The organism is Streptomyces sp. NPDC088252 (assembly GCF_044740965.1).
In the GTDB taxonomy this organism is placed as follows: domain Bacteria; phylum Actinomycetota; class Actinomycetes; order Streptomycetales; family Streptomycetaceae; genus Streptomyces.
Map to the genome: position 1 here is coordinate 293838 of NZ_JBIURS010000009.1, position 15888 is coordinate 309725.

The following is a 15888-nucleotide window of genomic DNA, read 5'->3' on the forward strand; positions in this document are numbered from 1 at the left end:
TCCTTCGGATTGGCTTGGTATGTCTCTACGGTTTGATGAGCCCCGTGATGTTGACGACGATGAGTGTTCCCTCGCCGACGTTCTTTCGGTCGAGTTCGAAGTGTAGTTCGCTGCCCATGTTCCTGTTTGTGGGGCCGTCCATCATCCGCAGGTTCTGCCACCAGTCCCCGCCACCTGTCTGGATCTCGATGACGTGATCGGGATCCATGGACTCGAACCGTTTCATGACGCGCGTGTGCAGATCGCTTCCCCGAGGTGAACCCATCTGTTTCAGTTGGTTGTAGAGAGCCGCTCGGACGCTGTTCTTGTAGCCGCTCGTGATGTTCGAGATGCGTACCGCTTCCGCGATGGAGGGGCGTTGGGCGTACTCGGCGACGGATCTCACGTTCGGCTTCTCTCCGGACTCCAAGGATGCCTTCAAGGACTTGCTCCGGTTCTTCCCCGGGTTCTTGATGGCCTTCCCGCTCTTTCTGCTCCGCTCTTCCCTCTCCCCTCTTTCCTGATCCGTTTCCTCGCGTGTGGTGCTCCTTCTGGACAGCTCGCCCCGCTGTGAAGCGCTGGCCATGTCGGCCGCTTTCCGGGAAAGTGCCACGTAGTCGGGCATCTTGCTCTCGTCGTACGGGAGATCGACCTCGGTCGACTGTGTGCGGTCCGCCGGGGGCGTCGACTTCTGTTTCTGTACTTGTGAGCCGGTGATTGCCAGAGCAGCCTGGGTGTCCTCCGGGCGTTCGTACTTTCCTCCCGGCCATCCCTGCCAATGATCCGGACCCAGTAAACCGTACTGGCCGAGAGATTCGCGCCTTGCGTATTCCTGTTTCACTCGTCTTTCCGCCTCCCGGATGATCAGCATCTCCTCTCGGTAAGTGTCCGAGTAGGCGGCATCGAGCTTGTTGAGCTGTGCTTCCATGTCGGCCATGAAAGCCGGGATGCTGGAATTTCCTCGGAAGAGCATCCACTCGTCGAGAGTGAAGTTCAGCGCCTCGTCCAGGCGCTTCCTCCGTCCGGGCTTCTCGTTGAGCTTGTTGTCGAGGGCGATCTTGACGTCACTTGTGCTTTCGACCTCGCCGGAGGGGTTCAGGACCGCCTCGACGGCGCCCCTGCCCCGGCCCTGCGCCGTCAGACCGGTCAGGCGGTACCAGGCACGAAGCGCGGCCAGGACCAGGCCCACCACGGGGCGGCTGCGCTTCTTTTCGAGCAGGCTCCGCACCTTCGGTCGCAGACGGGCAATGATCTTCTGGAGACGCGCATCCTTGGACTCCTTCGAGTCCTCGTCCTTCTTCCGTCTGTCCTTGTCCGGCTTGGACTTGGGCCTGCCCGGGCCGCTCTTGTCGTGCGTGGGGCCGGTCCTGCCGGCGCCTCGGCGATCAGGTTTCCTCTTCGCCCTGGGCTTGACCGGGCCATCCTTGTCCGGCTTCTCCTTGGGCTTCGGCTTGTTCGGGCCGTGGTCCTTGGACCGGGCCGGAGTGTCCTTGCCGTCGTCCTTGGACCGGGTTGTGCCGTCCTTGCCGCCCTTGGGCTTGTCGTCCTTCGGCTGGGCGGGGCCGTGCTCGCCGTCCTTCGGCTTGGCGGGGGTGTCCTTGTCGTCCTTGGGGCGGGCCGGGGCGTCGTTCTTCGGGCGGGGCCCGGAGGGCTCCGGGTCCTGCTTCGGCCTCGGGCGCGGCTCCGGCTTCGGTTGGGGCTTCGCGGACGGGGTCGGGCGGGTGTCCGACTTGTCGTCGGTCTTGTCCTTCGGCTTGCCGGGAGCGTCGGTGGTCCTGTCGGCGCCCGCGGGCCTCTTGGGGTCCGTGCCCTTGCCCGGGGAGGAGGGCGTCGCGCTCTTCGGGGCGTTCGCGGGTTGGTCCTCGTCGGTCTTCCTGTCCCCGCCCTTGCCGCCCTTGCCGCCCTTGTCGTCCGAACCCGCGCCTCCCGGACCCTTGCCGCCGCCCTTGCCCTTGCCGAGCTTCGCGGCGACACCCTTCAGGCGCTTGCCGACCTTGGAGACGTACTTGCCGATGCCGGTCATCAGTGCCTGGTAGAGGACCTCCAGGAGCGCGACCACGCCCGAAGCGACCGCCTTCGCGAAAAGGAGGCCCGCGCCGCCGCTGCGGACGAGCTTCAGCCAGTCCAGGACCATGGACAGCGCGCGCAGGATGGCACTCAGGGCACCCCACGCCGTCCGGATCGCGTCGATCACCGCCATCACCCAGCCCGCACCGGGGATGAGCTTCGCCACGACCTTGGTCATGACCAGTTCGCCGATGATCAGGGGGAGTTGGGGGACGACCGCGTCCCACGCCTCCTTGACGATCTTCTCCAGCGTGAAGCCGCCGCTGACCAGCTTGTCCAGGATCGCCTTCGGGACGCCGATGATCTCCTGGATCTTGTCCTTGAACCACTGCTTGACGGCCGACGAGACTTCCCGGAAGAGATGGTTCTTCGCGCCGTCCACCGCGGAGTTCTTGGCGCCGCTCAGCCAACCGCCCGGGTCGGAGAGGAAGTCGACCGCGATCAGCATCCAGTCGCCGAGCGCGCTGAGCAGCTTCGAGGCGAAGTCCAGGACCGCCTTCACGGCGTCCACGACCGCCTTGACCGCGGCCTGGAGCATCTTCTTGAGGATGTTCAGGATGTCGCTCAGGAGTTTGCCGATGGCGTTCAGCAGGTCGGTGACGATCTGCTTCAGCGCGGCGGCGAGCCGGTTCACGAGCGCGATCGCGGCGGCGATCAACGTAGTGATCAAGTTGCGGATGCGATTGGCCAGTTCGACGACGGCCCGCACCATGTTCTTCGCCAGCTCGATCAGGTCGTTGATCAGGTTCTTGATCGTGTCGACGATGAACTTCCGCGCCTCGTTGATCCAGCGCTCGACCGTCTCCTTGAAGTGCTTGATGAACCCGACGACCGCTTCCCGCGCCGCCCTGATGACGCGGACGATCGCGTTCTTGATCTCGACGACCTTCTGCTTGATCCAGTCGAAGGCCTTGCTGACCCAGTTTCCGGAGTCCTTGACGCTGGTGTCGCGCTGCTCCTCGGCGTCCTTCTCCGCCTTGGTGTTCTCGTCCTGGATCTTCTTGTCGCCGTCCTCCTTCTCCTTCGTGACGTCCTTGTCGGTCTTCTCCTCCTTGTCCTTGACGTCCTCGCGGACCTTCTCGTGCCGCTCGGTCTTCTTGGTGCCGAGCTTCTTCAGCTCCCCGTCCTGCTCCGTACGCCAGTCGGCGCGTTGTGAGGTGACCTCGGCCATGGCCTTGTCGCGCTCGGCCGCCTGGCTCCTGGTGTTTGTCCCGACCTCCGCGTCGACCTTCTGCTTGTGCTTCTGCTGGGAGTCCCGGAAGTCCCTGTCCTTGGTCTGCCGGCCGTCGGACATGGCTTTGCGGCCCGCGCCGAACGCGGCCTGGAACTGTGGCCCGCGCTCATGCTCCGCCACCTCGGAAGCGGCCTCCGGCGGTACGGCTCCGGTCCCCGCTCCGGCCTCGGGCGCACCGCCCGCGCCGCCCTGAGCCCCCGGCACCTCGGCCCGCATCCGCTCCTTCGGGACATCGGGGTAGACCTGGTTCTCGCCCATCGGGCGCCCGGCGTCGTCGCGCCCCGTCGCCACGGCCTCCTGGCCCTTGGTGTCGACGGCCGAACCCTGCTCACCCGCGGTCTGTTCGGCGGCGCCCTGCATCTGCACGCCCGGTGCGTTGCCCGCCCGGGCCTTCTTGAGCGCCTCGTCCTTCGTCGGCAGTCCGGCGAACTTGGCTGCCAGCTCCTGCGCGTCCACCTTGAAGCCGAGCCAGCTCGCCACTTTGCCCAGGCCGAAGCCCAGGGCCATCTTGAAGGTGTCCCAGCCGCCCGGCTCCTCCGCCTTCTCGGCCTCGATCTGGCCCTCGGGCTCCTTGGCGCCCTCGACCTCCGCCTTCTCCTGCTCGGGTGCGTCGGACTTCTGGGCGGGATCCTGCGAGTACTGGGCCGGGGCGTCGGCCTTCGGCTTGCCCCGGAGCGTCTGCGGCGCGCCCGTCGGCCGCGTCATCGAGGGCGGCGCGGCAGCCAGCGCCTCGTGCTCGTCGCCCATCGTGCGGTCCACCGCGCCGCCCACACCGGACATGGCCTGAAGCGCCTTGTGGGGCTTGAGCTGTGAGGCCGTGGCAAGACCCGCCTCCGGTGACACCGTCGACAGATTGGGGGGCGACCCCGAGTCCTTCCTGCCCTTGGCGGGCGCGGGGACGGTGCCTGTGCCACCTCCCGAGCCTCCACCACCAGGACCCTTCGCAGCGGGCGATGCCGTGGGCGCCGGGGCGGCCTTCGACGCCTTCGCACCCTTCTGCGTCGGCGCGGCAGAGGTTCCGGGAGACCTCGGGGGCGACCAGGCGGGCGTGGACTGCCGCGCGGCCGGGGTCCGGTCGCCGGAATCCTGTGCCGCACCGCTGTCCGACGTCCCTCCTCGCTCCCCGTTCGACGCGCCATTGGTAGCCCGGCCCGGCGTATCGGCGTCGGACCCACCGGACACAGAGGTGTCCCGTGCGGGCGAGGCGGGCTGTGTGTCCACCCCCGCGCGGCTGGTGTCCGAGGCCGTCGGGGCGGCGCCCGACTTCGACTGCTCCGCCCCGGCCGCGGTTCCGGACGCCGCCGACCGACCGGCCACCGCCTGCGGAGATCCCTTCTCCTGCGCGCCCCCCGACCTGTCGCCGGCCGCAGGAGTGCCCTTCTCCTCCTCGGCGGCGCCCTTCTTGGCGTCACCGCCGGCCGTGGCGGAGCTCGCGGGTGCCTCCTGCACGGTCATCTGCGCGGCGACGGGACCGGCCTTCGGGTCGTCGCCGCTCTCCGGGTCCCTCGATGCCGTGCCCGCCGTCGTCGGCGCGTCGGAGGCCTGTTCGAGGGCGCGGCCGCCCGCCTGCTCGTCACCCGGCGCGCCATCGTCCGCCTCGGCCACCGGTTCCGGACCGGAAGCGGCGTCGACGCCCTCCTCCTGGGGCCCGGTGTCGGCCGCCCCGTCCTCGGCGTCCTCCGCGTCCCGCTCGGCCTGCACCTGGTCGGCCTTGGTCACCGGGGGAGCGGGGAACGACGGAGCAGCGGGCGGAGCGTCCGACGAGGGGCCGAGGCGGTCCGCGCTCGGCACGCCGGACACATCGAGGTCCTGCGCCGGGAGGAAGTCCTCTGCCTGGAGCTTGACGTCCCAGGCACTCTGCTCACCGCCGCCGATGTCGACCTCGGACTCGCTGCCGGTGCCGAAGGGGGCTTCCTCTGTCCTCTCCTGCGGACCGTCGAGGCCCTGATCACGGACGCCGTCGAGCGTGCTGGACGCACTGGGCAACTGGGTGTCCTTGCCGGACGGCGTGCCCGAACCCTCCGGCTGCTGCGAGCCCCGCTTGTCCTCCGGCTTCAACCGCCGGCCCGCCACCAGTGAATCGACGGCTCCGGGGCGGTTCCTGGCTGCGGACTCCTCCTTGTTCGCCGCCGGGGCGCCGTGCTGTTCCGTCCCTTCCCCGCCCTGCGTGCCCGACTCGGAGCCTGCGCCCTTGCTCCCGGCGCCCTGCTGGGTGCCCGACGTGGTGCTCCCGTTCCCGGAGCTCCCCTCCGAGGACGTGGAAGCCTCCTGTCGAGGCGCGGAGGCCGATGGCGCCGACTGCTGCTCCCCGGCGATCGGACCGCCGCCCATCCCGTCGGCCGCTGCGGCGCCCGGCTTCCGGTCCGGTCGATCGCCCTGCGGAGTGCTCCCGTTCCCGGCCGTTTCGCCGTCGCCGCGCCGTGCGGCGCCGCCGTTCTGCGGTGTGCTGCCGGGCGCGCCCTCTGCGAGGACGTCGTCCTTCTCCGGACCGGGCGCCGCACCGGGTCGCTGCGAAGCCTCCAGACGTTCCTCGGCCGAACGTCGTTCGTTCTCCCGTTCCGACTCCAACTCCTGGGCGGCGTCGGGCTCATCGGCCGGGGCGTCGTGGGAGTTCAGTTCCGGCCCGTCGCCGGTGCCGGGATCGTCGGTGCCCTCGATCTCGTCGACGAGATCGAGGATCCGGTCGTGCTCCGAGCCGAGGAGCCTGTCCTCCAGGTGCTCCAGTACACCGTCGAGCAACTCATCAGGCAGACGGGCGAGTTGCTTACGGGTGCGTTTCGACAGGTCCTCCGGATCGCCGCGCAGCGAGCGTACGACCGAGTTCGTCAGCCGGTCCACGAGGGTCGCAGGGTCGATCCGCTCCATGCGATTGCGGTCGGCGTCCAGGGTGGCGTACCGGAGCCAACCAGGGGTGGCCTGGCCTTCGTTCACCTCCGCGGCCACCCCCGTGGTCTCGTCCGCCGAAGTGCGTACGAGGTCCTGCGCCGCCGACTCGGCCTCACGCTCGATCGCCTGCTGCGGCAGGCTCACCGCGCCCAGGTCGCGTCCGGCCCGCAGCGCGCCGAGGCCGTGCGGGTTCTGCACGGTGTGCAGGAGTTCGTGGGCGAGCAGCCGCTGCCCCTCGGCGGTGCCCGGGAGGTAGGCACCCTCACCGAAGAAGATGTCCTGGCCGACCGCCACGGCGTCCGCGCCCAGCAGTTCGGTGAGCGCGCCGGAGTCCCGGTCGGTGTGCAGGCGTACGCGACTGAAGTCGTGGCCGAGTTGTTCCTCGAGCTCCCTGCGCACACCGATGTCGAGTGGCTGCCCGGCGCCGCTGACCATGTCCTTCGGCTCGGGTGCACGGGACTTGCCGACCCGCTCCCTGCGCTTGCGGCGGCGCTGCTCAGCGGCCTGGTCGGTCTGGGAGTCCTGGTTCCGAGAGGTGCTCAACGCGCCACCTCCCCAGGGCCCGAGAGACCCGCGTGAACCGCGTGCGCGAGTTCCTGGCCCAGCCGGCGCGCGGAGAGACCCGCGGGCAGCGGTGGCAGGCCGGAGAGCGTGTCCAGGCTCCGGCCGCCGTCCGCGGCGACCGGCACTCCCCGTTCACGTACGAGACGGGTCAACTCCCGCTCGAAGGCGGCGGACACGCGTTCCGGATCAACGTCGAAGCCGTCGAGCACCAGCTCGCCGATGTCCACCCGGATCGCGCGGGGCAGCCGCTGATCCGGCGCCTGCGCGCCCCGCTCGCCTGTCACACCCATCCGCGGACCTCCGAGGGGGTCAGAGAGCGTTCCAGCTTCATGTACTCGGTGCGGGCCGCGGCGAGCATGTGACGCATCTGCAGCCGGTCGCCCTCCTCGGCAGCGAGGAACGCTCCCGAAAGCGCGATGTTGCGGATCGAACCGCCCGCGACGGTGAGCTGTGCGAGCAGCTCGGGGTCGATGCCCTTCGTCGGCGCCTGCGGCGGCAGCACCCGGCGCCAGATCTCGGCGCGCTCGCGCTCCGCGGGGAAGGGGAAGTCGACGACGAAGCGGATACGCCGCATGAATGCCGTGTCCAGGGCCTTCTTCATGTTGGTGGTGAGGATGGCCAGGCCCCGGTAGGCCTCCATGCGCATCAGCAGGTAGCTGACTTCGAGGTTGGCGTACCGGTCGTGGCTGTCCTTGACCTCACTGCGCTTGCCGAAGAGGGCGTCCGCCTCGTCGAACAGCAGCAGGGCGCCACCGCGTTCGGCCGCGTCGAAGACCTTGCGCAGGTTCTTCTCGGTCTCCCCGATGTACTTGCTGACGACCTGCGAGAGATCGATGACGAACAGGTCGAGCCCCAGTTCCTTCGCCATGACCTCGGCGGCCAGAGTCTTCCCCGTGCCGGACCCGCCCGCGAACAGGGCCGTGACGCCGAGTCCGCGGCGCAGCGTGGCGGCGAAGCCCCACTCCTGGTGGACGGTCGCGCGTCGGCGCACATGCGCCACGATCTCGCGCAAGGTGCTGGTCTGCCGTTCGTGCAGCACCAGGTCGGGCCAGCCCGCCTCCGGTTCGATCCGCCGGCCGAGACCGTCCATGCCGACACGGGCCTCGTCGAGCCCGGCCCGCCAGGCGAGCGAGGCGGCGTCCAGCTCGTCCTCACGCGGCAGATCACGGCGCACGGCTTCGGCCGTGGCGCGAATGACGTGTGGGGGAAGCTGGAACTGAGCGACCAGTGCCCGGAGTTCGCCCTCGTTGATGTCGGGCACGTCGTCGAACGCGTCCGTCCAGAGCCCGAGCTGTTCCTCGTCGCCCAGGCGCGGCACGTTCACCCGGCGCCCGCGGGTCCGCTCGGTCGGCCGGGGATCGGGACTGGACACGACGACGGGGACGGCGGCACCGGCCAGGAACGCCTCCGTCGCCACGTGCTGGTCGCGGTCGAGTTCACCCACTTCGACCAGCAACGCGGCAGGCAGCAGGATCGCCTCGCGTTGCCACAGCCGGGCGAGGAGGTCGCGCTGAGCGGGATCGGTGGGAATGTCCTCGGCGCCCATCGCGTACAGGCCGAGCCCGGCCCGCGCGGCCGCCGCAGCGGCGATGTCGGCCCGGCTGCACAGGTCCCCTCCGACGACCTCGACGAGCAGCGGGGCCCCGGGCCGCGCCGTTGTCGTCCAGCCCGCGGTGACGCCGTCCACGGCGACGTCGTACGAGGGCGGCAGCCCGTCCGGGACGGGCGTGCGCCGCAGTTGGCCGTGCAGCCGGGTGTCCAGGTACGGCGAACCGAGCAGGAAGTGCAGGATCCGCTCGTCGAGCCGCAGCCGGGACCGGGTGAGCCGCGTCTCGTCCTCAAGGCCGATCACCCGCCATCTGCGCAGCGGTGCGACCGGGGTCAGAGCGCTCCAGTGCGCCCCGCCGAGTGCGGCGAGCGCCAGCGAGAAGGTGGGGTAGGCCCGCTCGGGGTTCCCGCAGGCCGCGGCGCAGCGTGTGGCCGTGGTGGGGTCCAACTCGTAGGCGGCGGTGAGCAGTACGAGGTCCCGCTCGAAGGGAGTGAGGCCGAAGCAGGAGGTGAGGGCGTAGAGGGGCGCAAGCGCTGGACCCGTGGCCACCGGACGTGCAGGGAAGGGGGCGGGATCGGTGTCGCGCGGCCGACGCCGGCCGGGGCGGACATCGGCGGGGAGATCGGTGGGGGAGCCGTCGGGTTCCGCCCCCGTCCCTGTTCCCGCCCCGGCCCCCGTTCCGGCGGCGACCCCGGAGCCCGCTCCGGCTTTGGCGTCGGCACCGGCGTGCGACGCGCCTCCCGGTGCGGCGGCCCGTGTCGCGCGGGCCGCGTGCTCATCGATCAGGGTGAGGACGCGCTGAACCTCCGTGAGCAGGGTCACCCCGTTGCCCGGCGCCGCGTCCGTCCTATGCGTACTCATGTCCTCACCTGCTCCCACTCGCTCGCACCGGGTCTCAGCGCCCTTCACCCTCGGCGCCGCCCCGCTTGGTGGCGGGTGGGTCGGGGGCGGTGCGCCGGGTGGTTCCGGCGGTCGATCTGCGGCCGCGGGCGGGTGACTTGGCGGCAGCCTTCGTGGACTTCTTGGCCACGGCCTTCGTGACGGCCTTCGTCCTGGGGCCGGACTTCGTGGCTGCCTCGTTCCGGGCCTCGGTGCCGGGCTCCGTCCCGGGTTCCGCGCCGGCCTTCTCGGGTGTCCGGTCGGCGTCGTCCCCGGACGGACCGGCGTCGGCGGCCGGACCAGGAGGTACCGGCGCACCGGGAGCGCCGAAGGGAAGCACCTGAACCGTGGATCGCTCGACCGGCCTGGCCGGCAGCGGCGTCCCACGGCCCTCGATGAGGACCAGCGCCGCCTGATAGGTCACTGACAGCGTGTACGGCGTCTGGTTGAGCATTCCCCACAGCTTCGACGTCTCGTCGATGTCCATGACCGTCGGCACGAAGCGGACGCGCTGCTCGGCGTCGGCCAGGTCGCTCCCCACCAAGTAGGGCCGCTCCCCGGCCTGTTCGACGATGTCGCGAGGAAGCACCGGAATCTCGTGGAGGGTTCGCACCACGCTGCCGATGAGCCGCTGCCCGACCAGTTCCGTCTCCTCGCCGTACGCACTGATCACGAAGTTGAGATCGAGGGCCGCGGCAGGGCGTTTGAGCAGCTTGCCGTCCGGCGCACGGGTGGCCAGATCGTTGTTGCGCTGTGAGGTGTTGGGTGTGGTCTGGTACAGGAAGACCGTGATGGTGGGCTCGGCCGGCGGATCGGCGGGCGGCTTGCGCGTCTCGACCTTGACGGCCATGTCGATCTCGGGCTGCAGGTTGGCCTCGATCAGCAGGGCGAGGGCCTGGGTGACGTGGGCGATGGCGAGTGCGTTGCTCATGGCGTCAGTTCCTCAGTCCCTGATCCGTGGTTCCTGATTCCTCGGCCCCCGGCTCGGAGACGGCCGGCTCCGTGGCACATCGCCCGGCGGTCCTCGCGCCGTTCATTCGCGCCCCCGCACCAGGTACTCCTCCAGGCTCACGGTCGCCGCGGCCCGCCGCTGCGTGGGCGTCCGGCCCCGGTCCTCGCCCGGACGCGAAGGCGCCGCCGTCACCTCGAGCCGGCCGATCTGCACGTGCACCACCTGCTCGGTGCCGCGCCCCGACCTTCTGCCCGTCGCCTGCCGCACGGCATCCCGGGCCGCCGCCGTGTCCGTCGCACTGGGCCGCAGGGGTGCGGATCCGGTCGCGGAAGCGGTGTTCGTATGCGGAGGAACGGGCAAGAGTGCCGCCCTGCGGGACCCGGGTACGTCGGCGCGGGCGCGTTCTGCCCGGCGCCCCGCCTCGGGTGCGGACCCGGTCCTGGGCGTCGGTGTGACGGCGGGCCGCAGCAGCGGCGCCGTCGGGGCCTCCCGCTCCGTCGCATGGGAAACGGGGGTCGCGGGCGGTGTCACGGGTGCGGTGCGTACGACGGTCGGCTCCCGTTCCGTGCGGGAGTGGATGCCGCGGGAAGCGGGTGACTGCGGGGGCTCGTCCCGGTCGGCCGGTCCATGGGGCGCGGTCGGCCACAGGGCCTCCCGGATCTCCGGCGCCCCGGAGCGGACCGCCTCGACCCGTTCGAAGGGTTCGGCCAGACGGGGCCGTACGCGCACCACGCCGGGGCGCGGTGCGATGCCCGGCGCATGGCGGGCGAGCAGCCGGTCGAGGTGGTCGGGGGCAGCGGCGTTCTCGGGTGCGCGCCCGGAGGAGTCAGACATCCGCACACAGCTCCAGGTAGTAGCGGCGCCGCAGCGGGCTGAGCGCCAGGATCTCGGGCTCGCTCCACCCGTACGCGGTGGCGAGCAGATGGACGTCGAGCAACAACTCCTTCGCCCAGGCGTCCAGTTCGGTCCACAGGTAGGAGGCGATGTCCAGTTCGGCACGGGTTGCCGCGCCGCAGTCGGGGCAGGTGACACCGATCGTCACGTCGGCCGCTGGATCGGCGGCCTCCATGGCATCGGCGATCCGCCGCTGTACGGACGTCGGCAGCAGATCGGTCAAGGACGTTCCCCGGACGGCGTTGTCCGAGCCGACCGGCACGCCCCGACCTGCGGGTACGCCCTCCCCGGCCCGAATCCTTTCCCCGGCATCCACGCCCCTCCCGGCACGCGCGCCTGTTCCGGCATCCGCGTCCGCCCCGGCGCGCACGTCCTCCCCGTCGCGTACGACCGAGACGACGCAACGGTCGAGCAGGGCACCCCGGGAGTCGGCGTGCCGGGCCGCGACCGCGACGTCGGCGGTGGTCGGCACCCGGAACTCGACCGCCCAGCCGTCCTCGACGATCCGCAGGGGCGACGCGTCGGGCGCCGGCAGCGACCGGGCGAACTCTTCCGCATCCAGGTCGAATTCCATGTCCGTCCCGCATGCCCCGCACTCCAGACGTACCTGCATCCTCTCGCCGAACAGGTCCCGACGCAGTGCGAACAGATCGGCCTCGCGCGCGCCCACCGGCAACGACAGCAGTGCCTCGCCGTCGCCGACGGTGTCCGGGCGCGCCGCCTGGTGCAGCAGCAGGGCACGGCCGTCGAAGGACCGGTGGAGACCGGCCTCCCAGGTGGTAAGGAGCTCAGTGGTCCGAGCGATCGCCATGTGTGCCCCCGTTCGCTCCCGTCCGCGCGACTCGCTCCCCGCGTGGGTCGGGATCTCGACGTGCTTGCAATCAGGCCGGGTTGAGGAAGGACGGCTCCTCGGGCTCCGGCACCTCGTAGTCCCGCTCCCAGCCCTCGCATTCGAGCTTCAGGCTCTGGATCGCCACCGCGTTCGCGTTCGCGTCGAGCTCGCCCAGTACCTGGTACTCGCTCGGCCAGGTCCGGTAGAGCTTGTGCGAGACGGCCACCTGGCCGGCCTCGTTCAGCACCTGGATGACGATGTCCTTGCGGAAGTCCGCGAGCGACACCTCGGAGCCGAGTCCCGCGCCGACCTGCCAGACCTTGTCCGCCCAGCGGTCGAACTCGGGGTCGTGCGTCACCCCGCGCTCCAGCGTGATGCCCTCGAACTCGGAGCGCCCCGGCGATTTGCGCGGGGAGCTGGGATCGCCTCCGTGCCGGTGCTTGACGACCTCGGTGGTCCGCTTGAGCGGACTGACCTTGCTGATGCCCGCGACCGTACGACCGTCCCACAGGACCAGGAACTTGAAGTTCTTGTACGGATCGAAACGATGGGCGTTGACCGTGAACTCAGCCATCGAATTTCCTCGGTATTCCTAGAGCTCGAACTGCCCGGACGTCTGCTGGATCTTGACGATCACGAACTCGGCGGGCCTGACCGGTGCGATGCCGACCAGGACGTTCACCACGCCGTTCGCGATGTCCTCGTCCGTCGTGGTGTCCTTGTCGCACTTGACGAAGTACGACTCGCGCGGCGTGCTGCCCTTGAAGGCCCCCTGACGGAACAGCGTGTGCAGATACGAGGAGGCGCCCAGGCGGATCTGCTGCCACAGGTTCTCGTCGTTCGGCTCGAACACGACCCACTGCAGCCCGCGTTGCAGGCTCTCCTCCACGTGCAGGGCGAGCCGTCGCACCGGCACGTACTTCCATTCGCTCTCCATGCCTTCGGAGCCCTCCAGCGTGCGCGCCCCCCACACCAGCGGGCCCACCATCGGGAAGGTGCGCAGGCAGTTCACGCCCAGTGGGTTGAGCAGCCCGTTCTCACGATCGGTCAGCTGGACCGTCAGCGAGTGCACGCCGGCGAGGCGTGCCTCCGTACCGGCCGGGGCCTTCCACACCCCGCGTTCCGCGTCCGTACGGGCGAACACGCCCGCCACCGCGCCCGACGGCGGGAAGGAGCGGAGCCGCCCGGTCAGCGGGTCGGTGAGCTGCAGATGCGGGAAGTACAGGCCGGCGTGGTTGCCGCGCACCGCGTCGAACGCCGACAGGCCCGCGCGTGCCCCGTCCACGCTGCCCCAGCTGCCGGGGGCATCGACCAGGAGGAAGATGCGCTGCTGCTCGCACAGGCGCTGCGCCGCCGAGACGACCGTGACCATGTCCTCGGTCGACTCGTACGCCGCGAGCTCCGGCAGGGTCAGCAGGTTGACATCGGCGACGTCGCGCAGCGCCTGGATGCCGGTCTTGTCCGTTTCGCTGCCGATCAGGTCGCGCGGGCCGGGCGCCTCACCGTCCTCGCCGCCGCCCAGGGGGAAGACCGGAGGATTGACCGAAGCCTCCAGCCCCAGGTCGTTGGCGCACTCGCCGACGAAGCGGACGACGTCCGCGGGGTCGGTGGAGCCCGCGACGACCTGAAGACGCCGGCCGAACGAGGTCACCTCGGCGCCGGCGAAGGCGTGCCTGCCGGGAGCGTCCGGCAGTGCGCGCAGCTTGCGTTCGAGGAGCAGCGCCAGCTCGGTGACGGTGCACGGAGCCTCGCCGTCGCGCTCGGGGTCGTACAGGGTGAATGCGCGCTCGACCTCGCCGATCTTCACAGTCAGGTCGACCGCAAGATTCGGGAGCTCATGTCCGAATGGCTTGGACACGGTGCCCGACGGGTCGGGGCGGCCCTCGCCGACGACGTCCACACGGATCAGTCGCGAGGCGGTGTTGACAGTGGTCGGGGCGTAACGGCCCCCGGCCGGATCCAGGGAGAGGCCGGTGAAGGATTCGCGGGCCTCGCCCCTGGCGTCGTACACCCGCAGATTGAATGTCTCGTCCGGTTGCGGTGTGTCGTAGTCGACGGCGACGCGCAGGCCGTTGCCCCACACGCCGGGCTCCTTGGCGTGCACCTTGAGGGCCGCGCACTCGCTGTGCCCCTCGGTGGAGTCGAGAGTCGCACAGGCGGTCTTGCCGGTGCCCGCCTTCGCGACGCGCACGATCACGGCGATGGTGCCGCCATTGCCGAAGAACTGGTGCACCGCGTAGCCGACGGCGCTCTGTGCGCTCAACCCGCCGAAGCGGCGCTCGAACTCGGTGAAGCTCGTGATGCGCACCGGCTCATTGAGCGGACCGCGCCGTGTGTGACCCACGAAGGCGGTCGCCGAGGTGGTCACGGCCGAGATGGTGCGGGCACTGCTGGGAAGCTCTTCGACGTAGACGCCGGGATAAGTCGGCTTGGCAGTGCTCACTGCATTCGTCGGCATTCCCCCTCCTATCCCTTCTCAGGCACCGGGTGAAGGCGCCAGGAGACGGCAGAGGGAGACGGCTCGTCAGCGGGTCCCACCCGCTACGGCATGCGCGATCGCTCGGGCCCCGCAGTCCCCGGGCGCCTCGGTCGCACGCGCTTCATCAGTTTCCCCCGTCAGCCCCCGGGCGGTTGGCCGTCCGGGGCAAGCAGTCCGCTTGTGACTCCTGATGCATAGGTGCTCAATCCACTCTGAAGCGAGGAGAGTTGAGAGGGCAAGGTCTGTTCAGGTCACCTCGGGGGGAGGTCCTGTGAAGTGGATGTTCACGGGGTGCGGACTTCTCGTCCGCCCGTTTCCGCGACGTCCTTCGAACGGCACACCCCACCCCTCACCCGTGCTCACGCCGGTGTCCGTCGCCAAATCCCGACTGACCTCGCGGCCCAACTCCCCTATCGTCGACGTGATTCCTGACGGAGACCTCGTTCGGCCAGGGCGAGGAGTCATGACGTGGAGGACGACTGTGCGCTACCGCGAGCTGGGACTCAGCGGATTGTCCGTTTCCGAGATCGGATACGGTGCCTGGGGCATCGGTGAGTCCAGCTGGGTGGGTGCCACGGAGGACGATTCCGTACGCGCTCTGCACCGCGCCGTCGACCTCGGGGTGAACTTCGTCGACACCGCCCGCGGCTACGGGGAGAGCGAACGAATCGTCGGCAGGGTCGTCCGCGAGCGGGTCGGTGAAGAGGTGCTCGTCGCGACCAAGGTGCCGCCGAAGAACGGAATGTGGCCCGCACCCGCAGGGCTGGACCCGGCCGCGACGTTCCCGGGTGAGCACATCCGCGAGAGTCTGGAGACCAGCCTGCGCGTGAGCGGCCTGGATCACTTCGACGTGTTGCAGTTCCATGTCTGGAGCGACGACTGGGTCGGCCGAGGGGACTGGCTGGAGACCATCGCCGAACTGAAGCAGTCGGGAAAGATCCGTTCCTTCGGCGTCTCCGTCAACGACCACCGGCCCGAGACCGCGCTGGCACTCGTCCGCAGCGGTGCCGTGGACAGCGTGCAGGTGATCTACAACATCTTCGACCAGGCGCCCGCCGAGGAACTGCTGCCGGCCTGTGCGGAGCACGGCGTCGGTGTCATCGTGCGTGTGGCGCTGGACGAGGGCGGTCTGACCGGGCGGATCGACGCCGGGACGACGTTCCCCGAAGGCGACTGGCGCAACCGGTACTTCCGCGACGACCGCCCGGCACAGGTCGGACAGAGGGTGGCGGCGATCGTCGCCGACCTGGGCATCACCCTCGACGAGCTCGCTGAGCACGCGTTGCGGTTCGTACTGAGTTCGGCGGCGGTCTCCACCGTCATCCCCGGCATGCGCACGGTTCGCAACGTCGAGCGCAACACGGCCCTGAGCGACGGCCGTCCGCTCACCGCCGACCAGCTCGCCGTGCTGGCCAAGCACCGGTGGCAGCGCAACTTCTACTCCTGACCCAGGGAACCGCCACCGGCGAGCAGGTGGGCCGGGCCGCTCCTCGGGGCCTTTCGTTCGGATCGGACCGGATCCGGACGAAAGGCCCGCCCCCCTCATACGTCAGAACGCCGCCATGCTGTGATT

The 15888-nt window shown here is 70.1% G+C and carries 9 protein-coding genes; 1 reads left to right on the top strand and 8 read right to left on the bottom strand.

Annotated elements, in window-relative coordinates; all coding sequences use genetic code 11:
• Positions 1-25: 25 nt before the first annotated feature.
• The 8 genes from ACIOHC_RS20970 to ACIOHC_RS21005 form a co-directional block, all read right to left on the bottom strand.
• Positions 26-6709, bottom strand: a complete 6684-nt coding sequence (locus ACIOHC_RS20970) for a DUF4157 domain-containing protein (protein ID WP_365692375.1) — start codon at positions 6707-6709, stop codon at positions 26-28.
• A complete protein-coding gene (locus ACIOHC_RS20975; RefSeq protein ID WP_351080711.1) occupies positions 6706-7020 on the bottom strand; it encodes a hypothetical protein in 315 nt (104 codons plus the stop codon). The genes ACIOHC_RS20970 and ACIOHC_RS20975 overlap by 4 nt, the downstream gene beginning before the upstream one ends.
• Complete coding sequence (locus ACIOHC_RS20980; RefSeq protein WP_365692374.1) at positions 7011-9140, bottom strand: ATP-binding protein; 2130 nt, start codon at positions 9138-9140, stop codon at positions 7011-7013. Before ACIOHC_RS20980 ends, ACIOHC_RS20975 begins: the two co-directional genes overlap by 10 nt.
• Before the next feature lie 34 nt (positions 9141-9174).
• On the bottom strand, positions 9175-10089 hold the full coding sequence (locus tag ACIOHC_RS20985; protein ID WP_365692372.1) for a DUF4255 domain-containing protein: 915 nt from the start codon (positions 10087-10089) through the stop codon (positions 9175-9177).
• Positions 10090-10191: 102 nt separating this feature from the next.
• Positions 10192-10944 (bottom strand): hypothetical protein, encoded by a 753-nt coding sequence (locus tag ACIOHC_RS20990; RefSeq protein ID WP_365692370.1) that lies wholly within the window; start codon positions 10942-10944, stop codon positions 10192-10194.
• The gene (locus ACIOHC_RS20995) at positions 10937-11815 is read right to left on the bottom strand and encodes a hypothetical protein (RefSeq protein ID WP_351080719.1); all 879 of its coding nucleotides are present in this window, start codon (positions 11813-11815) and stop codon (positions 10937-10939) included. The genes ACIOHC_RS20990 and ACIOHC_RS20995 overlap by 8 nt, the downstream gene beginning before the upstream one ends.
• A 70-nt stretch (positions 11816-11885) precedes the next feature.
• Positions 11886-12410, bottom strand: coding sequence for a phage tail protein (locus tag ACIOHC_RS21000; protein WP_365692368.1), 525 nt, complete (start codon positions 12408-12410; stop codon positions 11886-11888).
• An 18-nt stretch (positions 12411-12428) separates the two neighbouring features.
• Positions 12429-14294 (bottom strand): phage tail sheath C-terminal domain-containing protein, encoded by a 1866-nt coding sequence (locus tag ACIOHC_RS21005; RefSeq protein WP_365692366.1) that lies wholly within the window; start codon positions 14292-14294, stop codon positions 12429-12431.
• 502 nt (positions 14295-14796) lie between these two features.
• Between ACIOHC_RS21005 and ACIOHC_RS21010 the strand changes: the two genes are divergently transcribed.
• Positions 14797-15762: an aldo/keto reductase gene (locus ACIOHC_RS21010; protein WP_351080743.1), complete on the top strand. Its 966-nt coding sequence runs from the start codon at positions 14797-14799 to the stop codon at positions 15760-15762.
• Positions 15763-15888: the final 126 nt, after the last annotated feature.